The 26,822-nt window shown below is 47.2% G+C and carries 22 protein-coding genes and 2 pseudogenes; 9 read left to right on the top strand and 15 right to left on the bottom strand.

Translation table 11 applies throughout. From position 1 onward, the window contains the following. Nucleotides 1-8: 8 nt before the first annotated feature. The 7 genes from NWF31_RS07495 to fabG all read right to left on the bottom strand — a co-directional run bounded on the left by NWF31_RS07495 (nt 9) and on the right by fabG (nt 8,549). Nucleotides 9-776: an electron transfer flavoprotein subunit beta/FixA family protein gene (locus NWF31_RS07495; protein ID WP_258359888.1), complete on the bottom strand. Its 768-nt coding sequence runs from the start codon at nt 774-776 to the stop codon at nt 9-11. 47 nt (nt 777-823) lie between these two features. Then, nucleotides 824-1,963 carry an acyl-CoA dehydrogenase gene (locus NWF31_RS07500; RefSeq protein WP_258359889.1) on the bottom strand — a complete coding sequence of 380 codons (1,140 nt, stop codon included), beginning with the start codon at nt 1,961-1,963 and terminating at the stop codon, nt 824-826. 45 nt (nt 1,964-2,008) lie between these two features. Next, complete coding sequence (locus tag NWF31_RS07505; RefSeq protein WP_258359890.1) at nt 2,009-3,223, bottom strand: thiolase family protein; 1,215 nt, start codon at nt 3,221-3,223, stop codon at nt 2,009-2,011. Between the two features lie 147 nt (nt 3,224-3,370). Next, entirely contained in the window at nt 3,371-4,195 is an 825-nt protein-coding gene (locus NWF31_RS07510) for a hypothetical protein (protein ID WP_258359891.1), read from the bottom strand. A 377-nt stretch (nt 4,196-4,572) separates the two neighbouring features. Then, nucleotides 4,573-6,174, bottom strand: coding sequence for a BCCT family transporter (locus tag NWF31_RS07515; protein ID WP_258359892.1), 1,602 nt, complete (start codon nt 6,172-6,174; stop codon nt 4,573-4,575). 143 nt (nt 6,175-6,317) lie between these two features. Next, nucleotides 6,318-7,655: an acetyl-CoA hydrolase/transferase family protein gene (locus NWF31_RS07520; protein ID WP_258359893.1), complete on the bottom strand. Its 1,338-nt coding sequence runs from the start codon at nt 7,653-7,655 to the stop codon at nt 6,318-6,320. Nucleotides 7,656-7,808: 153 nt separating this feature from the next. Next, complete coding sequence (gene fabG / locus NWF31_RS07525; protein WP_258359894.1) at nt 7,809-8,549, bottom strand: 3-oxoacyl-ACP reductase FabG; 741 nt, start codon at nt 8,547-8,549, stop codon at nt 7,809-7,811. 791 nt (nt 8,550-9,340) lie between these two features. Between fabG and NWF31_RS07530 the strand changes: the two genes are divergently transcribed. Further along, complete coding sequence (locus tag NWF31_RS07530; protein WP_258359895.1) at nt 9,341-9,622, top strand: hypothetical protein; 282 nt, start codon at nt 9,341-9,343, stop codon at nt 9,620-9,622. 290 nt (nt 9,623-9,912) lie between these two features. Then, nucleotides 9,913-11,280, top strand: coding sequence for a sigma-54 interaction domain-containing protein (locus tag NWF31_RS07535; RefSeq protein ID WP_258359896.1), 1,368 nt, complete (start codon nt 9,913-9,915; stop codon nt 11,278-11,280). A 184-nt stretch (nt 11,281-11,464) separates the two neighbouring features. Here the strand turns inward: NWF31_RS07535 and NWF31_RS07540 are convergent. Further along, nucleotides 11,465-11,932, bottom strand: a pseudogene (locus NWF31_RS07540) (transposase); the annotation flags it as partial. A 184-nt stretch (nt 11,933-12,116) separates the two neighbouring features. On the opposite strand from NWF31_RS07540, the pseudogene NWF31_RS07555 reads away from it, so the two are divergent. The 7 genes and pseudogenes from NWF31_RS07555 (at nt 12,117) to NWF31_RS07585 (ending at nt 20,415) form a co-directional block, all read left to right on the top strand. Then, nucleotides 12,117-13,907: pseudogene (locus tag NWF31_RS07555) on the top strand (IS1634 family transposase). A gap of 810 nt (nt 13,908-14,717) precedes the next feature. After that, entirely contained in the window at nt 14,718-15,470 is a 753-nt protein-coding gene (locus tag NWF31_RS07560) for a transposase (protein ID WP_258359900.1), read from the top strand. Further along, nucleotides 15,463-16,164 (top strand): transposase, encoded by a 702-nt coding sequence (locus NWF31_RS07565; RefSeq protein WP_258360036.1) that lies wholly within the window; start codon nt 15,463-15,465, stop codon nt 16,162-16,164. The genes NWF31_RS07560 and NWF31_RS07565 overlap by 8 nt, the downstream gene beginning before the upstream one ends. Before the next feature lie 889 nt (nt 16,165-17,053). Further along, nucleotides 17,054-18,064 (top strand): cytochrome c biogenesis ResB family protein, encoded by a 1,011-nt coding sequence (locus NWF31_RS07570; protein ID WP_258359901.1) that lies wholly within the window; start codon nt 17,054-17,056, stop codon nt 18,062-18,064. Between the two features lie 15 nt (nt 18,065-18,079). Further along, the gene (gene ccsB / locus NWF31_RS07575) at nt 18,080-18,883 is read left to right on the top strand and encodes a c-type cytochrome biogenesis protein CcsB (RefSeq protein WP_258359902.1); all 804 of its coding nucleotides are present in this window, start codon (nt 18,080-18,082) and stop codon (nt 18,881-18,883) included. Between the two features lie 175 nt (nt 18,884-19,058). Next, a complete protein-coding gene (locus NWF31_RS07580) occupies nt 19,059-19,304 on the top strand; it encodes an FmdB family zinc ribbon protein (protein WP_258359903.1) in 246 nt (81 codons plus the stop codon). 31 nt (nt 19,305-19,335) lie between these two features. After that, nucleotides 19,336-20,415, top strand: a complete 1,080-nt coding sequence (locus NWF31_RS07585; RefSeq protein ID WP_258359904.1) for a DVU0298 family protein — start codon at nt 19,336-19,338, stop codon at nt 20,413-20,415. Here the strand turns inward: NWF31_RS07585 and NWF31_RS07590 are convergent. The 7 genes from NWF31_RS07590 to NWF31_RS07620 all read right to left on the bottom strand — a co-directional run bounded on the left by NWF31_RS07590 (nt 20,401) and on the right by NWF31_RS07620 (nt 26,820). Continuing rightward, nucleotides 20,401-21,048, bottom strand: a complete 648-nt coding sequence (locus NWF31_RS07590; RefSeq protein WP_258359905.1) for a tetratricopeptide repeat protein — start codon at nt 21,046-21,048, stop codon at nt 20,401-20,403. The two genes, NWF31_RS07585 and NWF31_RS07590, sit on opposite strands and share 15 nt — an antisense overlap. 90 nt (nt 21,049-21,138) lie before the next feature. Then, the gene (locus NWF31_RS07595; protein ID WP_422880265.1) at nt 21,139-21,369 is read right to left on the bottom strand and encodes a dissimilatory sulfite reductase D family protein; all 231 of its coding nucleotides are present in this window, start codon (nt 21,367-21,369) and stop codon (nt 21,139-21,141) included. Between the two features lie 32 nt (nt 21,370-21,401). Continuing rightward, nucleotides 21,402-22,589: a dissimilatory-type sulfite reductase subunit beta gene (gene dsrB, locus NWF31_RS07600; protein ID WP_258359907.1), complete on the bottom strand. Its 1,188-nt coding sequence runs from the start codon at nt 22,587-22,589 to the stop codon at nt 21,402-21,404. A gap of 15 nt (nt 22,590-22,604) precedes the next feature. Then, a complete protein-coding gene (gene dsrA, locus NWF31_RS07605; RefSeq protein ID WP_258359908.1) occupies nt 22,605-24,023 on the bottom strand; it encodes a dissimilatory-type sulfite reductase subunit alpha in 1,419 nt (472 codons plus the stop codon). Between the two features lie 464 nt (nt 24,024-24,487). Beyond that, nucleotides 24,488-25,564 carry a selenide, water dikinase SelD gene (selD, locus tag NWF31_RS07610; protein WP_277998891.1) on the bottom strand — a complete coding sequence of 359 codons (1,077 nt, stop codon included), beginning with the start codon at nt 25,562-25,564 and terminating at the stop codon, nt 24,488-24,490. 117 nt (nt 25,565-25,681) lie between these two features. Continuing rightward, nucleotides 25,682-25,918: a sulfurtransferase TusA family protein gene (locus tag NWF31_RS07615; protein ID WP_258359909.1), complete on the bottom strand. Its 237-nt coding sequence runs from the start codon at nt 25,916-25,918 to the stop codon at nt 25,682-25,684. Further along, complete coding sequence (locus NWF31_RS07620; RefSeq protein ID WP_258359910.1) at nt 25,918-26,820, bottom strand: helix-turn-helix domain-containing protein; 903 nt, start codon at nt 26,818-26,820, stop codon at nt 25,918-25,920. Before NWF31_RS07620 ends, NWF31_RS07615 begins: the two co-directional genes overlap by 1 nt. Nucleotides 26,821-26,822 lie beyond the last annotated feature (2 nt).

Below are 26,822 nucleotides of genomic sequence, written 5' to 3' on the forward strand. Positions count from 1 at the left end.
GCACTCCTTTAAGCGATTACTCCTTCTTTTAACAGGGCATCCACTACTTTACGGATGTCTTCGTTACCGGCACCAAACCTCAGGCGCCGCCTCTCCATGGTGGCTGCCAGGATGCCAGTGGTATTTAAAGTTACCTCGCAGGTTAATCCAAGATCCTTCAGGCCAATGTTATGCACCGGTTTTTTACCCGCAGCCAGTACCTGTTTGAGACCTGGTAAGCGTGGTGTGTTAATGTCCGGCAGCACCGTGACCAGCGCCGGCAGGGGTAGGGAAATTTTTTCAATACCATCGTCCAGCTTGCGCTCGACATTTATTCGCGTACCTTCCAGCGCAAGCTTGTTGACATAGGTGGCGCAAGGGATGCCCAGGAGTTCCGCCAAACGCGGGCCAACCTGCTGGGCGTACAGATCGCTGGAACCTTCCCCGCAGATAATCAGGTCATATTCAAGCCTGCCCTTGATGACTGCCGCCAAAATGGCGGCAGTTTGGGCAGGTTCAAGTTCGGCAAAAGAGGGATCATTGATAAAATACGCTTCCTCTGGACCCCGGGATAATGCATCTTTCAGGCTCTGCTTGGCTGATGGTGGCCCGACAGTAACGGCGATAACACTGCCGCCGTGTTGTTCCTGCATGCGTACCGCTTCTTCGATGGCATTGCGATCATAGTCGCTGATTTTGTAGCCAACCCGGTCAAGGGTTAGTTGCCGAGAGCTCGTGTCGACCTTGATGTCGGCTTCATCCTTTACCCATTTATAGCAGGTAATAATCCTTGGCATCTAGCGTTTCTCCTTTATGTTTTCCCTCAATTGTGTTAACGAATATGTTAACGAAGCAGATTGCCCGCAATTACCATGCGTTGTACTTCTGATGTGCCTTCATAAATCTCGGTAATTTTGGCATCGCGCATGAGCCGTTCTACTTTGTAACCTTTAATATAACCGTAGCCGCCGTGAATCTGGACGGCCTTGGAAGTATGACGGGAAGCTGTTTCGGCGGCAAAAAGTTTAGCCATTGCCGCTTCTTTACTATACGGCAAACCCTGATCTTTGCACCAGGCAGCGTAGTAGGTTAAGAACCTGGCCGCTGCGATGTCGGTGGCCATATTGGCAATCATCCACTGGATAGCTTGGTTGGCGCTGATTGGTTTGCCGAACTGCACCCTTTCCTTGGAGTATTTAACGGATTCATCTAAAGCTGCCTGAGCAATACCCAGGGCCTGGGCAGCCACGCCGATACGCCCACCATCCAGGGTTTGCATGGCAATACGATAACCCTGGCCTTCCTGGCCCAGTAAGTTTTCTTTAGGAATACGGCAGTCTTTTAAGATAATCTCCGCTGTCTGGGAAGCGCGGATGCCCATCTTATTCTCGTGCTTGCCGACTTTTAAGCCAGGTGCTTCCCGCGGTACGATGAAAGCACTCATCCCTTTTGCTCCCTTGGACTTGTCGGTCATAGCAAAGACAATATAAATACCGGCTACGGGCCCGTTGGTAATAAAGTGCTTGGTACCGTTAAGGACGTACTCGTCACCATCCAGGACCGCAGTAGTTGTACCTGCAGCAGCATCAGTTCCGGCTCCCGGTTCCGTCAAGCAGAATGAGCCTATTTTTTCACCCTTGCAAAGGGGGACTAGATACTTCTTTTTTTGTTCTTCAGTACCGAACTGGAAAATAGGCCAACTAGCCAGGGAAGTATGAACTGATAAAATTATCCCCGTCGAAGCGCAGGCACGTGAGAGCTCTTCAACTACAATACAGTAACTCAAATAGTCAGCCCCCGCACCACCGTATTCCTGGGGGTACGGTATACCCATCCAGTCCATTTCGGCCAGTTTAGCTACTACTTCTGCCGGGTAACGACCCTCCTCATCAATTTCGCCGGCTATAGGTTCCAGGTACTGCTGGGTAAACTCCCGCACGCTATTCCGCAGCAATTCTTGTTCCTCGGTAAGCCTGAAATCCATTAAAAAACCTCCTTTAGCTTTATACCAGAATGCGGTTATGAATTTTTAATTCTCGAGATCCCGAGTCCAAATAGAACACATTGCTGGCCCTCCACCTACGCAAAGAGAGGCTCCTCCTATCATTATTCCTAGTCTTTCCATTTCATAGTATAAGGAAACTATAATGCGCAGGGCTGTACAACCAACAGGATGGCCAAGTGCTATGCCGGAGCCGTTATGGTTGACCTTATCCATGTTAAGTTGAATGCCGAAATCTTCTTTTAGCATGCGTCCTACACTCAAAAACTGAGCTGCGAACGCTTCGTTGATCTCCCAATATCCAACATCTTCAAACTTCATGCCTACTTGTTTTAAGCATTTGGGGATAGCCACAGCCGGCCCCAATCCCATATACTTCGGATCCACCCCTTCCGTGCATATATTGACGAGTTTCATTAAGGGATTAATTCCTAGTTCTTTGGCTTTTTTCTTTGTCATCAGGATAACAGCAGCGGAGCCGTCGTTAATACCAGAAGCATTGGCAGCCGTTACCACTCCGTCTTTTTTGAAGAGTGGAGGTAATTTTGCCATTTTCTCAAGATCGGTATCCATAGGATGCTCATCAGTATCAAATACCTGAACATCCTTTTTGGTTTTTATCTCCACTGGAACTATTTCTCTATTAAAATAGCCTTGAGCAATGGCGTTACGGGCCCTCGTGTGGCTCATCAAAGCAAGTTCGTCACATTCTTGCCGGGTTATTCCATATTTAACAGCCAAATTCTCCGCAGTTATAGCCATATGGCCTGGAACAAGTTTATCAAAGAGACCATCCACTAGCATGGCATCCTCAATTTCTCCATTCCCCATTCTATAACCACTTCGCGCTTTCCTAAGAATATAAGGGATGTTCGACATGCTCTCAGTTGCTACTACCAAGGCAATTTCCGTCTTGCCTATCATTAAATTGTGGGCAGCTATTTCAAGAGCGCGCATTCCTGTTGCACAGTTTTGATTAACCATGCAAGCTCCACTACTATATCTCATACCCAAGGCCATAGCTACCTGACGTGGAGGAAGAGAGCCATTACCATGGTGATAACACATGCCCATTACTATCTCATCAATCATATCTGGTTCTATAGCCGCTCTCTTTATAGCTTCCCTTCCAGTAACTATAGACAATTCAATAGCCGTAACATCCTTTAGACTGCCTAAAAAATTACCTATAGGTGTGCGGCAAGCACTCGCTATCACCACATCTTGAATCTCTTTTAACATGTCTAAAGGCCCCCTATTTCCCTTCATCCATCTGATATAAAAAATAAAGTGGACCTATCCGTATTAGCGAGAAGCCGGTAAAATCATTAATTAATCTTTATAACAAAAGGCTCCTGCAAAGTTTACCAGCTTCATCCGGAAGAAATATCAATCAATAACTTTTCCTTTACCGACCGGGCAAGCAAGTTCACATCTGCGACAATATTTAACAACTCTCACTGGCTCATCGAAGAGCTCAATTTTTTGAACCTCTGCTGTTTCTTCATCAATTTTCATTTGTACATTGCATAAATTACGGTTGTAATTACCATCCCTTCCCGGCAATTCATTTCGTCCATATTCTGTGGCAGAATACACCTTTTTATCAAAAGCCTTTTGTGGACAAACTTTATTACATCTTTCGTCACAAAAACGACAAGGATCATACATTAATGGCCCTGTCGACGGCAGCTCAATATCAATCGTCATTCCTCTTAATCTTAGCCGGGGACCATATTCTGGATTGACCAACAAATTACATTTACCGATACAACCCAATCCTGCAATTACGGCAGCATCCTTTAAATAGATACCCCCTCTTTCTACATGGTAAGGCAGATGAAATACCCCTACATTATGGCTATTCATAAGCCATTCACAAAGGCCTTTGATAATTCTTATCAATTGTCTATTTCCTATTGGATCATTACTACCATACCAATAATCCAATTCAGGTTTTTCCTCAGGATGGGCGTACGCTACTACGATTACTGATTTAGCTCCCTCCGGCCAAATTACTTCACCTGGTTTTCTATCATCAATCCTCTCTTTATTTGCACCAACTCCTGAGTATGGAGGCATCAAGGGTGCAACAACATAAGATGGTGCACTTTTTAAATCCTCAATATTTGCTATACCCGCAAGTGTTGCACCTAATTCTTTTGCCTTTGTTATTATCTCAGAACTAAACTTTAATTCTTCAATTTTCTTCATAATACTTATCTCCTTTCGTTTAACTAAAGACTAAGTTCGAAGCATAATATCATGAGTTTTTATGGTAACTTGTTTAACACAATTTTTTTGCACAAAAACTAAATGGCTCCTTTACTACTTTGAGTTATCTATGCTACTTACGTGTTACCACAGAAAAATGAAAATGGCAAGCAATGATGTTTAAGCCAAATGGAACCCCTTGACATGGAGTATGCCCTTCTTAACTTAATTTTGCAAAAGGTATTAAGCAAATCATGCTTCTCATAGCCCTTTTGAAACACAGGGCAATACTCCATGTCAAGGGACCGCAAATTACTTCAAAGAACTTCCTTTACAAAACCCGTTTCTCAAAAAGTACTGCCATATCTATCTTAATTTTAATTTGAATTTAATTCCGATTCGATAAAACTGGGTAAAGGCTTTACGTTTTCCTTAGGCAATACCGGAATATTAGGTTGGAGAAGTTGTCCATAATCTTCCTTAATCCACCTCATCCCAGATATTACCATAATTATGAAAATGGGTATAAGTGGCAATGCAACTATAATTGACGATAACTGTACTGCCTTTAAACCTTTTACCGCAAATAGACCAGCAGCATAGATGCCAAGAGCAATTCCCCACACCGTGCGAAGCCATCTTGGGGGTTCCTCGTTAGATTTTAATTCTTTAGTGCATTGGGAAGCAAGCGTATAGGCTGAAGCATTCAAAGTAGTTGCTACAAACAGGAAACACATAATCATTACTAATGGCAAAACAATTTGAGACAACGGTAGAGTTTTCATAACCTCAACAATAATAGCTGCAGGACTTAATTTTTCAACCATACCTGCAAGATCGAAAAGCTTGTTATATACGGCATATACACCGTATCCTCCAAATACAACAAAGAACAACCAACAACCTATAGCACCGGCAAAAATGGTTGCCATAACCATTTCGCGGATAGTTCTTCCTTTTGAAATCCTCGCCACAAACAATCCCATTAAAGGACCATAAGCGGCATCCCATGCCCAATAGAATACTGTCCATCCTTCGGGAAATCCACTTTTTGAAACCGGATCAGACCATAGACTCATACGGAAAAATTCTGTAATGGTTAGACCGACGCTATTTGTGAAAAGATTTACCATAAAAAGCGTTGGTCCGGTAACAAATACAAAGGCCAAAATAGCAAATGCCAAATAAGTGTTCCAGTCGGCTACTTTTGCAATACCTTTTTTCAGCCCCGTCCATACGGCTAAAGTAAAGAAAGCAGTCCATACAATGAGTAGAATGATTTGATTACCAAAAGTGTTAGGTATTCCCGATATTGCGCTTATTAATTGCATAACCAACGGAACTGCCAATCCTAAAGACGTGCCTACTCCACCTATTATTGCAAAAATACCAATAGCATCAATTAGCCTACCAAGCCAACTTTCAGTATAGCTTCCCAATACGCCACTACAAGCAGTACTAAGTCGTAATGATTTTGCTTTTTTGACGTGAAGTGCATAAGCTATTGGGAAAGTAGGTAATGCAGAAAAGGCCCAGGCAGTAATACCCCAGTGAAATAAAGACAGGAAACCCGAATATTCAGCAGCTAACGGAGTGTTCGCACCAACAAACAAGGGAGGGGACTGCGTATAATATACGGGCTCAAGAAAAGGCCAGTAAACTACCCCTATTGCCACACCCGATGTAAAGATCATTGCACAGTAGGTAAACCATGAAAAATCAGGTTTATCTTCTGGCCCACCTAGTTTAATATTTCCCCATTTACTAAAGGAAATCCAAAAACAAAAGACAGTAGCAAGAAATCCAAACCACAAGAAAACGCTCTTTAAATTACTTGTAATAAAGTTAAATATTTTGCCAACAACTGCTGTGCCACTTTCAGGGTTAACTGCGAGAGGAATGGAAACACCCAAAACAACTATCAACGCAGGAATTAAAACAGACCATTTAATGTTTAAATCCCTTTTTTGATTAGACATATTGAACCCTCCCCTTCCTTCAAAATATGATATGCAATGCCTGTATGGTAAAAACCCTCACTCGAGAGCAATTACCGTTACCGTAGTTAGCGCTTGTAACCGTTAAGTTAGCTTATTAATAGGGACCACCATTATCAACCACCTTAAATTTTGTTGGTCCTAACCCAAATATTCATCCTTTCCGCTTCCTTAATTAGCTTGTCTCGAACATCAGGGTGAGCAATACTGATCAGCAATTCTGCTCGCTCCCAGGTAGACTTGGCCTTAAGATCGACGATCCCGTACTCGGTAGCTACATAGTTGGTCATAGCACGCGGTACAGTAACGATACTGCCGGGACTCAAGGTTGGCACAATCCGGGACTTCTTCTCCCCACACTTTCCCTCCTTCATCGAGGATATGCAGATGATCGACTTCCCCCCCCTGGAATGGAAGGCGCCATAGACAAAGTCCAGCATGCCGCCAGTGCCGCTAATATGGCGTATCCCCACCGACTCGGCGTTCACCTGCCCAAAAAGGTCGATCTCGATGGCATTGTTTATAGATATAAATTTGTCGTGTCTGGAAATTACATTCGGATTGTTGGTGTAGTCAACCGGGTAACTGGCCACTGCCCGGTTATGATCCATCCAGTCATACAGCTTCTTTGTTCCCAAGGCGAAGGTAAATGCTATTCTCCCTCTGTCGAAGGCTTTTTTCTTACCGGTCATCACCCCCGATTCGTACATTTCAATGTAGGCATCCACCAGCATTTCAGTGTGTCCACCCAGATCCTTATGTCCAGACTTGGCTATCAACTTTCCTATAGCGTTAGGCATCCCCCCAATCCCAAGCTGAATGACCGACCCGTCTTCGATCTGTTCCAAGACATATTCGGCCACCTTACAATCGACCTCAGTAGGTTCGATGTCAGGCACCGTGGCCAACGGCTGGTTGTCCGACTCTACAATCATATCGACATCAGAGATATGCACCGCATCATCTACACCCCCATAGACGTACGGCACCTGATCGTTGACTTCCACGATCACTATTTTTGAGCTCTTAACCAAAGCGGCACTATAGGAATTACCAGGACCGAAGCTAAAGAAACCTCTCTTGTCCATCGGCGCTACCTTTAACATTAATACATCGGGCTCAAAATAACGCTCGCAATACAGGGGCCCTTCGTAATAGAGGAAGGGGACATAGTTGCACAGCCCCTGATCGTGGAGTTTGCGTTCAGAACCGCCAAAATGGCAGCTGTTGTAAATAAAGTGCTCCCTGGTTGGGTCGCAAACTGCTACCTGCGGCAAACCGGGAAAGACTACCCCAACCACTTTAACCGCTCTAAGTTCATCCCTCCTCTTCGCTAGAAATCCGTCCAGATAGGTTGGTGCCATGGCATGATGCCCATAGTGTACCCAATCCCCCGATTTGACGACTTTGACCGCCTCCTCGGCGGACACCAGCTTGCTCTTATACTCACTCATATAATCCATAAAACCACTCCCCATCCGCAGTTTTCCGGAAACTTCTATAGCTTTCTACCAAGAATTCATCTCAATCAATTAACAGTCTCAAAGCGTACCCTTATATATATTTAATGTCGCAGCTAGAGAGCATCCGTTTTGTTTTGCTCAAAACCAATAAGGCTATACAACGAGGCCACCATCAACTGAGAGTACTGCTCCGTTAATATAGGAGCCTTCTTCGGAAGCTAAGAATAGGAAGGCATTAGCTACATCTTCCGGCATGCCCACTCTTCTCAAAGGTATCTTGTCAATAAGCATCTTGGCCACATTTTGGGGTATCGCAGCAGTCATTTCAGTAGCTATAAAACCCGGTGCTACGGCATTGACCGTGATCCCCTTGGGCCCGAGCTCTTTAGCCCAGGTCTTGACCAACCCAATCACTCCGGCCTTTGTCGCCACGTAGTTCGTCTGGCCGACGTTACCGCAGATGCCTGAGAGTGACGAGGTGACGAGGATTCTACCGGCGCCCTGTTGGATCATCAGCGGGACAACCGCCTGCGTGCAGTTGAAGACGCCGGTCAGGTTAACGGCCAGGACCGCATCCCACTGCTCCGGCATCATTTTCACGAGCATGGCGTCGCGGATGATCCCGGCATTGTTGACCAGAATATCGATCCGGTTGTATTCTGCCACTACAGCTTCCACCATCTCCTTCACGCTGGCCCGATCGGCGACGTTCGCCTGGAAAAAGGCTGCCTTTCCACCGCTTGCCGAGATCTCCGCGCATACTTTTGCGCCCCTTTCGGCATCAAGATCGACTATCGCCACCGCAGCCCCTTCCCGTCCAAAAATCTTTGCCGTAGCAGCCCCGATCCCACTGGCGCCACCGGTAATCACTGCTACCTTGTCTTTTAACCTCAAAATTAACCCTCCTCGTAGACAAACCTTTAAGTTTGTTATTGATTTTGTAGGCATACCTCTTGTTAAACTAAATCTAGGTGCAGGAAACTACTAAAAAGGTTTTCAGGGAAAAAATTTTACCTCCTGACAGTTCTACCGCTTAAGATAGAACCGCCTTGCCCGGATATAATTTACAAACTATGGTTTCACAGAAGAACTGAGCTGACCATAAGCCCACCAACTCAGTGCGGATATACAAAGCGGAGTACTTAGACTATTACCAGGTCATTAACGGTACAAAACATTAACCCCACGTAAACATTCGCCATAATCACGCTACAATGAGATTTTATTGCAAATTCTATGCCAAGGAATAGATAAGCCTATAGCACTACAAAAATGTAGGGCTAAACCCATAAACACATTTTGCCATTTGGAAATTAGTCCAATATAAATTGATAGTTATTACTCGGAAAGCCCTTTGTAATGTCATGGCAGATATTTTGGTTTTTTGGCCAATTTTTTTGCCATATTTACTACTAGCAGCCACAACATGCTTTCCGGATGAATGAACGCACCAAAAAAGATTCGCCAAAAGAAATTATTGTTACCTTCTGGGCCGCAAATTAAAAAATAAAGAGCCTGTGTCCCTAAGCACCTAAAAGTAAGCACCCAAAAGGTAGGTGCGTCCGGCATTGCTCTTAAAAACGTTGTGAAAAACTAATTCTAACTGGCAGGTGTTAGGCAACCAACATCGAATCCTAATAATTAATCACATCTACTTTTAATGTAGAGAGGACCGGGTAGAAGCCATGTCCTTCGTTTTCCATTTAGCCCTACTGGTAGCTGCTTACCTGGAGTACCGGGTTAGGAAAAACTTGGAGCAAGAGGAGACTCCTTTAATCCTCCCGGGGAAGCGGAAGAGCACTAACCCTACTGCTCGGGCGCTCCTGGAGATGTTTGATTATCTCCTGGTAGTTAAACAAGGTTCTGACCGGGCGTTGATCAACTACCACGGTTCGGAGGCGATTAGAGCCCTGGAACTTGCTGGTTTGGGCAAGGAAATTTACCTTTTCCCTCCCGTTTTCTACTGACAATGGAAGTTATATTTTAATGCTCAAAAATCGTTGGAAAATTTATCCTAAGGTACGGAAGATAGGATTTATTATTGAAATAACTTTTCTTTTTCTATGTTTTTGACTGCGGGTAACTATATTTTAAAAGGTTTCTCATGCACTTCTAATATTGCTACTTAACCCATAAAATACCATTTTGATGTCAAAAAGCTTTTATATTCTACTTTGTGTTAGTTTATTTTGTGGTTTTTACACCGGAATCATTCATAAAATTATCCCTAGTTTAAAGAAAAAAGGGAGGTATGCCGATGGAATTAGAATGGCTTAATTTGCTAATGGATAATCCGGATTTTGCATTTATTTTTGTCGATTATACTGGGAAGATCGCGTTTATTAACAGGACATATCTTAACATCTTAGGAATGCGCCAGGAGGATGTAGTCGGGAAAAATGTTATCGATATACTTCCAGAAACGCGAACCCTGACTGTTATTCGTACTGGCAAAGCAATTATAGGGTACAACTGGACAGTTAATGGCTACAAAATGATTGTCAGCTCTTTGCCACTAGTAAAAAACGGTAAAGTTCTAGGATGTTTTGCCTACGGTCTTTTTTTAGATCGATGGGACGAACGAGCTAAAGACATGGCGGAGAATCTCATCCGTGAACTTAATATGTATAAGAGTGAAATCCGCAACCTTCATTCTGCCAGATACACCTTTAATGACATTATCGGTAATTCCCGAGCGATTCAAAACGTAAAATTCCTGGCTCAGCAAGTGGCCCTTCGTTCTACTACCACAGTACTTATTACCGGGGAAAGCGGGACTGGGAAGGAATTGTTCGCCCATGCCATACACAATTGGAGTAGCCGCTCCAGCATGCCTTTTGTAAGAGTCAACTGTGCAGCTATACCTGAGAATCTCTTGGAATCCGAGCTGTTTGGCTATGCAGAAGGCGCTTTTACCGGGGCCAGAAAGGGAGGCCATCCAGGCAAGTTTGAACTTGCTAACGGAGGGACAATCTTCCTAGACGAGATTGCCGAAATGTCCCCAACCATGCAGAGTAAATTATTGGTGGTTTTGCAGGAAAAAGAGTTTGAAAGGTTAGGTAGCTCTCACCCCATTCAGATTAACGTTAGGGTTATCGCAGCTACAAACCGCAACCTGAAGGAGATGGTAGAACAGAATCGCTTTCGGGGGGATCTCTATTATCGCCTTAATGTATTCCGCCTGGAAATACCTCCCTTAAGAGAACGTCTCGAAGATATTCCCGCCATAGTCAAGGCCTTGATACCCAAATTGAATACTTGTCGGAGAACAACGGTTGTGGGCGTTGCCGATGAGACCCTTGAGCTACTTCAGAAATATTCGTGGCCGGGTAATGTTAGAGAGCTGGAAAACGTCCTAGAAAGTGCAATAATCCTTGCTGATATGGAGGGAGCTAGAAACATCATACCTAAGCATCTGGCTTTTATGGGGAGTAAACTAGATTATGAATACTCACCTGTAGGCGCATCTCTTAAGAAGGCTGTCGAAGAATTCGAGAAGCGTTACATCGCCAGAGTAATGCAGGATTGTAGTTTTGACAAGAAAAAAGCGGCAGAGATCCTGAATATGGATCTTTCTTGGCTTTATAAAAAGCTCAAGAAGTACGGAATTCCAACAGGAAAATAAAACAACGCTAATATACAAATCCCTTAAAGAAAGATGGGGAGAAAGCGAGGTGGTAGTTTCTTGATCAACAAGCTAACCGTTTACCTGAAAAGCCAAAGACAGGCCTATAAACCAAAAGGGAAACTCGCTCAATACCAAGAGATGACTGAGAAGACCTTAAAAAATAACACTCTCATAGATATGTTTTTTTGATGGAACGTTGCCGGTTATGAAAGGCTTCTGCTAAGGGTATACCTGCCTCCCGGATCTTTTTTATGGTACGAGTAATTACCCGTACTCCGTCGACTAAAAGGCCGGAGTCCGTAGGATGATGAATATTGGCTTCTACTACCGTGGTATCTACCTGCAGCTTGCGTCCCCGGGTAATCTTTTTCTCCCGGGGTTCCTGAACCAGGGCTTTATTGAGTTCTTCTACAACGCCGGGGCCACAGCGTTTGGTGAGTTTAATCAAAGTAGTAACATGGGGTACCTTTCAGGTTAGGGGAATACGGCAGAAACGCCGCCAATTGATACTGTCATTTACTTCCTGGACTAAAACTTCATAACCCAGGCCATAGCGGTACTTCAGATACATCAGGCGCAGGTAGGTTTCCATGGGGATAGTTGGCCTGCCCAGGCGCGTCACAAACCGGCTGATGAATGGAGTCATAAACCCCGACTTTGACAGTAAAACACCCTTTTTTGAGGGTCCAAACCCAGCAAGCCCAGTATTTTCAAGGGTCGGGTTCCGGAAAAAGTTTAAAAACGTAGTGAAAACTATTTTACCATAACCTCTTCAAATAATGGCGATCACCAGCTATAATGGTAATGTGAACCATGTGGAGGTGATACGCCCCTTGTTCCCCAGAATCATCATTACAAACGCAAGGACCGGACCTATCGCTACCTGACCTTGGTAGAATCTTACCGGGAAAACGGCAAGATCAAGCAGCGCCAGGTGGGCAATCTGGGTAACATTGATCTCTACAGCCAGGAGGAAATCCGCCGGCTCATTGATAAACTGCGGGAGTTTCTGCACAACGATCCCTACGGAACCACTCAGGACCTGACTACGTACGGAGATAAATATTATGGTATTCCATACGTAGTGAATGTTTTCTGGAACCGATTGGGCCTTACCGAGTTCATCAATTCGTTGCTTAAAGACCGCCAAGTGGAAGTGGATGTGGCCTTATGCACCAAGACCTGGTATTAAACCGCCTGATCGCTCCCAAGAGCAAGTTGGGGGTGGCCCGCTGGGTACACCGGCTGTACCTGGAGGAATTTAAGGGGCGGCCTTTGCCGGATGTACACCACTTCTACCGGGCCATGGACTGCCTGGAAGAAATGAAGGATGCTTGGAGGAGCACCTGTACTTTCAACTGACGGATCTATTAAGCCTGAAACTCACCCTGGTGTTTTACGATTTGACCAGCAGTTATTTTGAAGGCACTCATTGTCCGCTGGGTAAGCACGGTTATTCCCGGGAACATCGCCCCGACCGGCCCCAGATTAACATCGTATTATTAGTGACGCCTGAAGGTATTCCTATCGCCCACCAGGTTTTTGAGGGAAACGTAGCCGATAAAACCACGGTGCCTGATGCCATCAAGGTACTAAGCAAAAGGTTTGAGGTGGGCGAATGTGTTTTTGTCGGTGACCGGGGTATGGTTACCCAAGATAACTTCCAAGCCTTGCAAGAAGCCGGGTTCCGGTATATTGTCGGTTTTCATAAACGGGGGCGGGAAGTCAGCGACCAACTCTTGCAAGAGTACCAGGACTTGAGCCAGTACACGCCCTTGGGGGAAGAAGGGGCTTTACTGTACCAGGAAATCCCGGCTGCCAAAGTACCGGCAGAAGACGCGGCTGAAAATGAAGAAGATTACCCGGTACGTTACATCTTGTGCCACAACCCGGCCAAGGTGGCAGAAGACCGGGCCTTCAGGGAACAGGCGCTCCAGGAAGCCGAAGCACAATTACAGCACCTGAAGGAATGGCTGGAGAAAGAAGGACCGCGGCGGGGACGAAAGCCCACGGCCAAAGGTGCCATGCTTAAGGTGGCAGACATCCTGAACCGGAAAGGGATGGCCCGTTTCTTTGACATCGACTATGACAGCAACAAACGCCTGAACTTCCAAAGAAACCAAACCACTATTGACAAGGAGTCCTTACGGGACGGTAAATTCCTGATCAAAACCAACTCCCTCCTTCCGGCGGACCAGGTAGTCACCGCCTACAAGAACCTGATGCAAGTAGAAAACGCCTTCCGGGAGATCAAGGACTTCATCCGGTTACGCCCCATCTACCATTATAATGAACACCGGGTACGGGCCCACGTCCTGATCTGTGTGCTGGCCTATCTATTTGAGCAGTGGCTGGAGGTGCTATACCGGCGCCATGTGGAGAGCGAAATTCAAAAGGCCAAATCAATCATGGATAATGAGACCCGGGAGAAAGAACTGAAACAGCTCAAAAGTTCTTATAGAAGCGGTCGCCGGATCTTGGAGGAACTCGACGAGATTAAGGCTGTTGACCAACAGTTCATAGACAAAAGGTTCTACAGCATCACCCTGCCTGGTGAGGCCCAAAAGAAGATACTGGGAGTGTTGGGGCTCCCGCTCCCACCCAAGGTGCTGGTCAAAGAATAGCACCCCTTGAGGGGCTGTAGTGAAAATTACCCCTACAGGCCCCTTTATTTTCAAGGCCGGTGTCAAAGTTGGGATAAACCTGTCATCATCCAGGAGTTCGTCCACCCTGGCCAGTTCGGGATTGAGGTGGACCAGTTTAGTTGGCAATAGGGCATCCCACAGGGTGAGTTGCGGATCTTTTAGCCTTAACATGGGATCACCCGGCAGGAAAAGGAGGTGGTGTGGTGAATGTTATTCATAGGAGTTCCTCCTTCTGGATTTTCTTGTTTTCTCCTTCTTATAAGATTCGATCCAAGATTCGATCCAAAGGATGGTAACTCCTTCTGTTTTGCTAAAAACTACGCGGTTTTCTGAGATCCTATGATTTTTATCCCTGGACTTTTTCAGGGGGAACTATATCATTCTTTTACTGGCATTTTGTTAAGGAAAAACCCTCTTGATGTAGGTTTGCTCGGTTATGAAGAAGAAGACGCGGAAGATAAAAAGCTTGAAAAGGAATACCTGTTACTCATCAAGGAGAGAGGAAAGCTCTATCCCTATCGACTACTTTTTTGGCCAGTGGCGTTTTGATGTATGGTGCTTTATCATCGCTTTTGCTAATCTCTGCTGCTATGGCCTTTTGACATGGATACCCTTATATTATCCTATAACCGGCAAGTAACACCGGCATCCAAGCTTAAAACCCTTGATACAAGTTACTTTCCTCAAAAAGAAAGCCGAAAATTTTTTTACAGAAAAAGAAGGAAGACACCCTTTCCGAATCTAATTGGATACTTGTCAAGAGAATCCAAAAGAAAGGATGTCTTCAAGATGATGGTACAACAAGAAAGCAGTCACCGTCAAGCGCCTCCTTTATTGAGAAGTGAAAGAAGAAAGATTGAACTTGAGAAACGCCGATTACAGAAGAAAATTAGCCGTTATAACCTGCCAACAACCTTTGACAACCATACAGTCACCAGATTTGCCAATTTTGGTTTGATAGAAGCCTTTAAGCAGGCCATAGGTTTTAAGAACATAATCAGCAACACCTTAACGATGCGTAAAGCACCTAACAGTAAATTTCAGCCCCCGGAAATGCTGGATTTCCTGATCGATGCCCAGATATTAGGGTTATCCCGCTTTGACCATACGCAGTGGATAAGGAATGAACAGGGTTACGCGAAAATCAAGGGTATTGACGATTTCCCTGAGGAAACGGGTTTTAGGCGTCTTCTGGCCGCCATGCAGGAAAATTCCCTGGAAGAGCTACGCTCTATTGATCAGCAGCTACGGGAAATGCGCTCTAAAACAGTACCACCCAGGAAGATATGGTTAGATATTGACGACACAGTTATCACCTTGCATGGTTCCCAGGAAGGCGGTGCGATAGGCTACAATCCCCGCTATCATGGCCGCCCTTCCCTGAAGGCTAAAGTCGCCTTTATAGCTGAAACCGCTGAACTGCTTAATCTTAAGGCCTATAATGGTAAAATCCATAGCAACGGTGGTTTTCTAAACTTCTTTCAGGATACGGAGCAGAGATTGCCAAGGAATTACGTTTTTAAAGGGGGTACGCCTGGATAAAGGTTTCTTTGATGAAAAAAACTTCGCTTACTTCGAGGAACAAACTTACCTCTATGTCTGCAAGGCCCCTTTGCGTGGGGGACTGCAAAAAGTCATTGCTTACCTTAACCGTGAAAACCTGTGGCAAAGAATAGATGATGTCTACAGCGTCGCCGAATTAACCATTCCCTTACCCAATTGGGCTAAAGCCAGGCGTTTTGTTTTCATCCGCCAGGATTTAGAGCCGGTAACCGGGCAACTCTATATCCAGCATCCCGATTTTTACAAGTACCAGGCCATTGTTACTAACTACACAGCTGAAGATATGTCGGCCATCGAAGTATGGCATTTCTACAATCAGCGGGGGACCTGTGAACTATGGATCGATGAACTAAAAGACGGTTTTGCGGTCGAAGAAGCCAGCCAGCATACCTTCTTACGTAACGAAGCCTATATGCTGGTCAAGGCCATTGCCTATAATCTATTGCTATGGTTTAAAGAAGTAACCTTGCCCGAAACCATCAAAAGTTACCAGGCAGGAACCATAAGGCGGAAAATCCTCTGTATACCAGGCAACATTGTCGGTAACGGCCGCTACCAGCATATTCGCCTGGCGGCTAATAAATGGCTGGGAATGGTAGTAAACGCAATTAAAACGAACCTTGAAAAGTTCTTGTATGTGGTAGTCGAGAAGCTTTATCCGTTGCGATGCTGAAAAGGTATTTCTTTAACCAAGGTTAAACTTTAGCTGCCAACAGTAAGCACCGCTTTCTTAAAAATCCCTGTCAAGCAGGGGTTAGATGATGTTACCCATTTTTCAGGGGTTCATTCTTCAAGGGAATGATTGCATAGGTGATCCTTATTAGCTTCTGGTAATCAATGGCATATCAGTGGGATTTTGGTACGTTCCTTCTTCATTTAAATTTTTACTTGCCGATTTCAGGTTTATGTAAAAGTCATGGACATGCCTGTTAAAAGTGGTATTTTTGTTCCGTTGTCTTACCCGTAGGGATGGCCATAGGCACCTTTTTGGCACCCTAGGCTACCTAAAATTTTTAAGACCAACCGCACCCCGGCAGTAATAATCTGCGGGTGGGCTGCAGCCATAACGGTATTTATTTTTCCTTACATGACGACTAAAATATCCGCTACCTTTATATTGTTTTGGGTCGGTTTCTTTGTCTATGGTATTAACGGGGTTATTTGGGCATATTCCATGGATGTCGGCAGCAGGGCTTTGGCCGGCACGGCTGCGGGCATCCTTGAGTGGTCGGCTTATATGGGTGCCGCGCTTCAAGCTATGATATTTGGCTACGTGCTTGATAAGACATGCAACTGGATGATATTATTTGCCACTATAGCTATTCTGTGCATTATCGTAGTAATCTTAGCAATAATAGTAATATGGAGGGGTGTTATAGGGAGAATCGGCGAAGTTTGTCGAGAAATGAAACTGGTTAAATATCAAAGTAAATTATATATTGTCATGAAGATTTAAAGATTTTATGATAGTGATAAAACACTATCATCACTAATGTAAGCCGTTTCTAGTTGACCTCTATACTAGGCCGTTGTATACTCATTCTAAAATCGAGGTGATAACTTTGTCCGGTAACAGCCGGAAACGTCTGGATTTAAACCTCTTATCCTCTATGAAGCTGGGGCTTCTCCTGTTATTGCTCCTGGGAATCATGGCTTCCCTGGGGAGCTTCTTCCCCCAGGGGCAGCCCCCCGGGTTCTACCGGGTTTATTACGGAGAACTACCGGGAAGGCTGATCGTCTTCCTGTCCCTGGACCATGTATACCGAAGCTGGTGGTTTTTGACCCTTGCAGCCCTCTTTGCTCTTAATACCCTGACATGCTCCCTGAAGCGCATTAAAAAAACTCCGGACCTACGCAGCCGGGGGTCCGTCATCCTGCATTTAAGTATCCTGGTTATCCTGGCCGGGGCAGTCATCTCCGGCGTCATGGCCCGTCATACCTACGTCGAAATCGGCACCGGCAAAAGCCTCGACCTGACCGCCATGGGCTTTCCCGGCTACTCTTTACGGGTTAAGGAATTTAAAGTTGAATATTACGAAAACCTACAACCAAAGCAGTACATTAGCAGTGTTTCCCTTAAGACAGCTGACGGCCAGGAAATTGAAAGGGAAATCCAGGTAAACCGTCCTCTAAAATATAAGGGGTTAAAAATTTACCAGGCCAGTTATGGCTGGCTGGCCCGGGGAGAGGCCGTTATCAACGGTAAAGAAGTGCCCTTCGAACTGGCCAGCGGGCGGGAGTTGGATACGGACCCGGATAAAAACGAAAGGCTGGCCTTTTTCTTCATTCCCGATTTTGACGAACAGGGCGACACACTCCATTCACGTTCACCACTGCCAAACAACCCCAGGCTGGTGGCGGTACTTTTCCAGGATAAACAGGTAATGGCGAGGGAAGTGCTGGCCGAGGGGGAGACAAGAGGAGTAGGGGGGTATCCCGTTACCTTTTCCGGCTATCTTTATTACACCGGCCTCGAGATCAAAAAGGACCCCGGCGTTGGTATACTTTACGCCGGTTTTGTTATCCTGCTGCTGGGATTGGTCATGAGGTACCTGGCACCGGAAAAACACTAAAGGAGGCGTTAAGTTATGGAAGCTAATTTCAATCTCTTGGCCTATATTTTTCTGCTGGCGGCCGTAATTTTAAGCCTTATTTCCTTATGGCGTCCCGGCAGGCTTATATCTTATATGGTCCAGGCGTCCCTCATACTATCCTTTGCTTACCTGACCCTGGCCCTGGTGTTGCGCAGTATAGCTGCCGGGAGGCTCCCCTTTGCCAATTTATATGAATTTACCCTCCTATTTGCCTGGGGCATACTCCTTTTTTACCTAATCTCGCGCAGGGTGATTAAATCAGACCTGCTGGCAGCCCTGGTAGCCATCCTGGTTGTAATTATCCTTTCCTACAGCAACACTTTATCTTCCGGCCCTGGTCCCTTGATGCCGGCCCTCCAGAGTGTGTGGTTGCAGTTTCATGTTATTACGGCCATCATTGCTTACGGCGCCTTTGGCCTTTCTTTTTGCCTGGCTATTATATATATCATCAAAGAAAAGGGATACGATAGCCCCGACGTAAATAACCTGCCGTCCCTGGCCAAACTCGACAACCTCCTTCACTGGTCGGTAGCGATAGGTTTCCCCTTCATGACTTTGGTCCTCATCACGGGGGCTGTCTGGGCTGAAGAGGTATGGGGCAGGTGGTGGGGCTGGGACCCAAAGGAAACCTGGGCCTTAATTACGTGGTTGATTTATGCCGCCTATCTCCACGCCCGGAAGACATACGGCTGGCGGGGCAAAAGGTCCGCCATAATGGCCATCGTGGGTTTCCTGGCGGTCTTATTCACCCTTTTTGGCGTCTCGCTGCTCCTCCCCGGCGCCCACAGCTATGTCTAGGTTCAGGCCAAGCCTTCTATAAAGGTCTCCCTTCACTATAAATCCTGCACCAGACTATCACCCATTACATCACAATCGGCGCCATGCAGAGGAAAATTACCAGGAAGAGACCGGTTGTTGACGGTAATTGCCGTGATTGCTACAATAAAAACAGTTCTTATTTGGAGGAATAGCCATGCCTGTCTACGAATTTCGTTGCTTGGCTTGCGGCAAGCTTTTTGAAAAGCGTTTTGCCAGCATCCATGAAAAAGTAGAACTCCAGTGTCCCGAATGCCAGTCCCCCTCCCTGGAAAGGGTAATCAGCCGGGTTAACTTTATCACCCGTTCGGGAAAAAGCCAGCAAAAACCAAAGCTTACAACCAAATCATGCAGCCCTGGTAGCAATTGTATGACCCTGGATATACCCGGACCTGAAGATTAAGGACAGGGAGAATGAGGAGATGGCAGCTTAAATGAAGAAGGAGCTTGCCTTCAAGCCCGTCTGTCCCTTTTGCGGGCTGCTCATTGCCAGGCCTGGAGAACATGATGTCCGCCGGCCAAAGGAAATGCCAGTTGGTACCTGTTCCTGTGGCGCGGTCTATGCCTGTGATTTAACCGGCCACAACCTGGGAGCCGCTTTCATAGAAGCCCTCGTCTCGAGCTGCAACATGGACTGGGATCTGGCCTGGGGCCTGCTCCCGGAAGAAGATTACGTGGAAAAACTGGTTGAAAACTATGACTACGAAACACATCTAATTATTCCCGGGGGAGTCTATGAGGGCAGGAGGATTTCCGGTGCCCTTTATTTCGTGAAATTACATCCTGATATCCTCGAGTTTACCCTGCAAGGGGGACAAAAAAAGCCGTTACGGGCAAGTACCGCTCCATCACCGGCCCTTATGGCATCCCCGGACAAAAGAAAATTCACCAAAAAAGACATTGAAACCCTGGTCAGGGAATACCAGGTGGAGGCCTTGCTGGAAATAGCTGCTTCCGACCGCCGTCTCATCAGGGATTTACAACGACTTCTTTATAGCGGCGATGAGCTGCTGCGTTTGCGGGCCGCCGATTTTTTAGGTAAAACAGCCGCTGTTATTGCAAAAAAATCCCCTCAAACAATTGCCAACCTGCTGCAGCGCTTACTAGCCTCAGTTACAGAACCCGGTTCTTCGGGCTGGGGAGCCATCGATGCTGCCGGTTTCATTATCGCCTGTATCCCGGAAACCTTTGCCGGGTATATTCCCTCCCTGTACCAGCTGCTAGCGGAGACAACCTTCAAAAAACGCGCCCTGCACGCTATCGGCAGAATCGCCCGGGTAAAGCCCGATCTCATCCGCCCGGCCAGCCTGCGCTTTCTCAAGTTCCTCCACGACCCCGACCCAGAGATCAGGGGCTACACGGCCTGGATCCTGGGTAACTTGGGTACCACAGCGGCCAGGGACATGCTGGCCGGTCTCCTTGAGGACGGGCAACCGGTAACTCTTTACGAAAACGGGACCCTGCACAAAAAGACTGTAGGGCAACTGGCGTCTGAAGCGCTAGCCAGGATGTGAATCCCCTTTACCCTTACGGTAGGGTTCCAGTTTTTGTAGAAATTCGGGATGGACCTCAAACCCCAGTTCAAGGGCCCGATCCACGTGTTTCACGGCCCAGGCAAAGTCCCCGTTTAAATAATAAGCATAGGCAAGATTATTGTGCCCCAGGGCAAAATCCGGCGCTATTTCCAGCAGCCTGTGACCGGTAGCGATGGCCTTTGCTATGTCACCCTGCTGGAGATAACAATTGGCCAGGTTATTCCATGCCTGGACGATCATGGGGTTCAATTCTATGGCCTTTTCCAGAGCGGCAATGGCCTCTTCTGTCCTGCCCATCTGGGAATAAGCAAATCCCAGGTTGGCATATCCCCGCGCATAGCGCGGCTCGATGGCGATGGCCTTAGTGTTGGCCTCAATTACCTTTTCCATCTCACCCATTTGCCAGTAGATGTAGCCAAGGTTTACATAAGCTTCAAACATGCGACCGCTACCGGCAATGGCTTCCTCAAAGGCCGCGATTGCCTCTTCCCATTTCCCCTGCTGCATATAAGAAACACCCAAGTTATACATTGCCGTGGCGCACTCGGGGTTTTCCGCCAGCATCCGCTTTTGCTTTAATATAAAGTCCTCAAAATCCTGTGCCTGTGGCATGCCTCTCGCCCTTCCTTTTGCCAGGTTAATATAAGGAGAGGCTGCTTCTTGCCGCCGGCAGCCTCTCCCTTTATAATTTAAAATCCCTGCTTATTGATCTTCAGTTATGCCCCTTCCCTTTAGCCCGTACATGGTAGTGCTACCCGTTGAGAAGTAGATCAATTTTTCTTCATTAACAAGTTCCGTAGCGGCCTTCTTAATATCCCTCATCTTGGCGTCAGGTATTTTGGCCTGGACTGCCTTTTCCAGGTCTTTAAAGTAAAACTTGCTCTTCTTGCTGGTCTCGGCAAATTCGAGGATGGCCTGTTTAATCTCCTCCATCATTTATATAACCCCCTTATTATCAGGCAGGCCTAGTCTTTAATACCTCCTGCCGCCCTGGATACCTCCCAGGCCGCCCGGGTGTATTTAAACTGGGTGCTGGTCCGGTAAGTATCGTAAGCCAGGCGATAGTCGTCAATCAGGTGCTCGGTAAAGGGCAGATCGCACTTCTCAAAGAACTTCTCCCAGCCGATCCTTTCCGCCCAGTCGCCAATGCGTTCATATTTCCTGGCATCAGCAGCATAAACCTCAATAATCTTCTTGACGGTATCCACTACTTCCGGGAAACGGGGGAAATTGTTGGGTAACCAGGGTACAATTACCTTGGAGAATTTAGGTTCGCTGATCCGGTTTGATATCTTGCCGCCGGCCAGGACGGCTACACCGTCGCCGAATTTATCGGCAATTGGCAGGGCGGGGCACATGGTATAGCAGTTGCCGCAGAACATGCAGCGTTCTTCTTTGACCTTGATCGTTTTTCTCCCGTCCTCAGTTTTTCCGGGCGACAGTGCTCCCACCGGGCAGGCAGCTATGGCCAGGGGGATTTCGCATATCGAATCAATGTTATCGTCAACAATGGGCGGCTTGCGGTGGATGCCCAGCAGGGCGATATCCGAGCAGTGCACGGCCCCGCACATATTCAAGCAGCAGGCCACGGATATCCTGACATGGGCCGGTAAAGTCATACCGGTAAAGTAGTCCATGAGTTCGTCCATGATAGCTTTGACCATGGAGGAAGCGTCGGTAGCCGGGGTATGACAGTGAATGTAGCCCTGGGTATGGACGATATTCGTTACCCCTGCCCCTGTCCCTCCGATGGGATATTTATAGCTCCCGGTTATATATTTACGGCTTAACAGGTCGTTTTTCAACGCTTCTACCTTTTCGTAGCTGGTGACCATGAATTCGATGTTATTGCGGGTGGTGAAACGAACGTAGCCGTCGCAATATTTATCGGCAATATCACAGATCTCGCGGATATTTTCGGCCGTCATAAAGCGGGCGCCGCCACATCTTACGGTGAAAACCTTGTCCCCGTTTTCGGCAACATGCACCATGATGCCCGGTTCTAAGATGTCATGGTAAAGCCATTTGCCATAATTCTTCTGGATAACGGGAGGAAAGAAATCCCAGAAGTGCCTCGGGCCGATATCGGTAATCCTGTTTTCTGTGGGTTTCTCCGGATTATATTTACCAAAGCGCTCTTGTGATAAGGCCATGTTGTCAACCTCCTTTTATCGTTTATGCCGCAGACGGTAATCTTTGATATCGCGCTTCCAGCCGCCGGGCACGTCTTCTTCCTTCCAGAATATATAAGGGTTGGTGCGCGGCATCTTGACCATCTGCGGGGCAGCCGGGACGCCGATAACTTCCAGGAACCGCGGCAGACCTTTGCGCTGGATCAACTCACCCAGGCGCTCGCGGTTTTTGCCTTCCTCAATCCACCAATCCCAGACTTTCTCTAATAGCTCTTTAATGTTGTCATAGGGAGGCTCGGCTTTCATAAAGGGAACGGTCAATACTGCCAGCTGGGCACCCTCCAGGATAGGCGCTTTGGCACCGAAAAGGATGCTAACGCCTGAATCGACGCCGGGCCTTAATGCCCTGGGCATGACGTTGATACAATGCATGCAGCGGTTACATTCCTGGTCATTGATTACCAGCTTCCCGTCCTCCATGGTCATACAACCGGTCGGGCAGAGGTCAATAACTTCCTTCTGGATATCGAACTTGCCCCAGTCTCGACCGCTGTGGGCGCCGCCGTTGGGCTCTATTTCACCATTGATGTAGGCCCGGACTGCCTCCTGGTCAATGCGGATTTCATCCCGCCAGGTGCCGATTAAAGACATATCAGAGCGGGCTATGGAAGCCACACAGCCATTGGCACAGCCGTCAATCTTAATCTTGAATTTATAAGGGAAAGCCGGGCGGTGCAATTCATCCTGGTAATGGGTGGTCAGCTCATAACACAGGTCCTGGGTATCAATGCAGGCGAATTCGCAGCGGGCCTTACCAATACAGCAGGAAGGGGTGCGCAGGTTCGAACCCGAACCGCCAAGATCCTGGTCCAGCTCATGGGTAAGGTCATAGAAGAGGGGCTCCAGCTGCTCGGTGGTGGTACCAAGTAAAATAATGTCGCCGGTCGACCCGTGCATGTTGAAAATACCGCTGCCCCGGAATTCCCAGAGGTCGGCGAGGGCCCGCAAGTAATCGGTTCTGTAAAATTTACTTGCCGGCTGGTTGACGCGCAGGGTATGGAAATGGGCTACCGAAGGATATTTTTCAGGAACGTCGGAATAACGGCCTATAACACCGCCGCCATAGCCAAAGACGCCGACAATACCGCCGTGTTTCCAGTGGGTTTCCCCGTCGACAAAGGATAATTCCAATTGACCGAGTAAATCATCCACCACGTCCGGGTCAATCATCATGCGTTCTTTGGGGAGCTTTTTGCGGCGCAAGGCTTCCCTTTTAGCATCGGTGACAAAACTTGGCCATGGCCCCTTCTCCAGCTCTTCTAACATTGGGATGTCGTGTTTGATTTTGAAATCCTTGAGTTCTTCTTCCGAGTAATTATGCAGTTCTTCGTCGGTATAGATGCGTAATTCTTCGTACTTTATTTCTTTCTGTGGCCGTTTTGCTTTAAAGTCCATCAACGGTACCCCCTTTATTGATTGGTATTGGTTCCCCTCATTGCAGGAACCGGTTCTTAAGCCGCAACAGCATTAGTTCAAATGAATTATAACTTCGCCTCCTTTCCGGCATAACATTTGATATACTTGTTTGGGGTAAGTGTTAATTATATTGTTAGCGTTCCCAGGTCCCGGCAGCTAAATATTGTTAACACAATCCCAAGTCTGCTTTTAAAAGGGTGTCGCATATATACCTGCTAAGAAACGATCTTTCCCTTACCGTGGCTTTGCTTCTTTATTCACATAACTGTTTAATACCGCTGGCCAAAGCGTTCATTTTTGCTATTTATAAATTTAGTTCGCTATTTCTCTTAAAATTCCTGCTGCCGCCCGAAATTTTTCTTCATTCCTAATTAAAAACATAACGACAGGCCAATAACCTGCCGTTATGTATCGATATATTCCATAACCATCGACAATCCGGGTCACGGCAAGACGGTTATCCAGCCCGTCCCTTCTTCCACTTCACCGACAATCCTGGCTGCCTTGACACCGCGTTCCTGTAAAGCCGCCATCAGATCTCTCGCTTTATCTGCAGCTACGGAGATCAGGAGCCCTCCGGATGTTTGCGGGTCATAAAGTAAATCCTGGAGAGCTTCCGGTACACCGGGAGCCATCCTTACATCATTCTCAACATAATGGCGGTTATTATAGGCACCGGCCGGTACCATTCCCATGGCAGCAAATTCCCTGGCCCGGGGCAATACCGGGATATCACCGGCATGGAAAACCAGGTTTACACCGCTCCCCCGGGCCATTTCCAGGCCATGTCCCAGGAGACCAAAACCGGTAATATCAGTGCAGGCATGGACCCCTACAGCTACCATAGCTGCCGCAGCATCCCGGTTTAAAGTGGCCATCCAGCGGCTGGTTTCCTGCTCTACTTCCGATGTCGCCATTTCGGCTTTAATGGCGGTAGCTATAATTCCCGTCCCCAGGGGTTTGGTAAGAATCAACCTGTCCCCCGGCCGGGCACCACAATTGGTGATTATCCTGTTGGGGTGCACAATACCGGTTACTGCCAGCCCGTATTTTGGCTCATCATCGTCAATGCTGTGCCCGCCGACCAGAACTGCTCCCGCTTCCAGGATTTTATCGGCACCTCCCCGCAGTATCTCCCCCAGGACGGTAACATCTACTTTTCTGGTGGGAAAGGCCACAATATTCATGGCCGTAAGGGGAGTTCCTCCCATGGCATAGACGTCGCTAAGGGCATTGGCCGCGGCAATCTGGCCATAGAGGTAGGGATCATCAACAATGGGCGTAAAAAAGTCAACGGTCTGGATGATAGCCAGTTCCTCAGTTAATCGATAAACGCCGGCATCGTCGACGCTGTTCATTCCTACCAGGAGGTTAGGATCGGCCATTACCGGTAAGTACTGCAATACCTGGTTAAGGGTCCCCGGACCCATTTTAGCCGCTCACCCGGAACTGCAAGAAAGGCTGGTTAACCTGGGATTTTTTATCCCGGGGCTGAACCCGCAGGTGTTTTCTTGTCCCATTATTCCCGTCCCCCTTTCTCCTCTTATTTTACCAGCTTTCGGCCATGCCATGTATAACAAAAAGGCATAATAAAAAGGCCCGTCCGGGCAAAATACAGTGGAACTACAAGGCTATATTTATATTCTAGAATCTTTCTTGCGAATAAGATAACAGTAATAATCGTCCCTTATTTCTTTACTGATAATTTTATGGCCGGCCTCCCGGCACCACGCCGGTAAATCAAACTCCGACGCCAGGTCATCGACCCACACTTCCAGCAAGTCCCCCGGCTTGAGTTTTTGCATCTGTTTGGCCGTGGCCATTAACGGGCCGGTACAGTGCATACCCCGGCAATCAAGTACCTTCCGCACCACTAAGAATCTTCCTCCCGGGAGTTGCCCTGCAGTAATTTTATCAGGTTTAGCACCAGGTTGCGCTTTTCCTCAGTAGCACGGCTCACAAAGCGTCGTATTTCCTGGTACTGGTCTTCCGCAGCCTTGCTTAAAGGACGCCGGTTTTCATTTAATAAATGTAGAAAACCGAGGAGCCCGCTAATCTCCCTTTCATCCCAATCGGCCAGGGCGCGTACAATCTCCTGGAGAACCTGGCGCCGCAAGGCTTCCCTGACGTCTGCCGGCAGGCGGTAACCCAGGTATAAATCTTCTTCTTCTTCCTCCATAAGGAAGTAGCAGGTTGATACCCCGAGGGCTTCGGCCAGGCTGCTTAATGTGGCCAGGGAGGGCTGGATGCGATCCGTCTCAATCTGGCCGATAAGGCTATGGGAAATACCTACCTGCTGGGCTAGCTCCTTCTGGGTCAGGCCCATCTTTTCCCGCAGGCGCTTTAATTTATTACCAAGGGTGTCTTCCTGGGCGGAACGCAATAGAGAGCTGGGGGATACCTCAAGAACGGCAGCAAGTTTTTCTAAAGTTTTTAAAGAGGCCGTCGATCGCGAACGCTCGATCTCGCTGATATGGGCCAGGGACACGCCGGAACGGCGGCTTAATTCACTTAAGGTTATCCCTTTCTGCTCGCGCAGGCGCCTTAATCTGAAGCCCAAGTTATTTTTTTCTGCTTCCCCGTTTTCCTCTTTAAAATAGCTAATATCGACTCCGAAAATACCTGCGACTTCTGTCAAGGTTGCGGCCGAGAGGCGTCTTTCCCCCTTTTCTACCTCAACCATACAATCCGGTGCTATGTCCAGCCGGTCCGCCAGTTCTTCCAGGGATACGCCCCGCTCTTCTCTTAACTTTCTTATTTTTTCCCCTATCGTCATCC

This window comes from Neomoorella sulfitireducens (assembly GCF_024733845.1).
Classification (GTDB): domain Bacteria; phylum Bacillota; class DSM-521; order Neomoorellales; family Neomoorellaceae; genus Neomoorella; species Neomoorella sulfitireducens.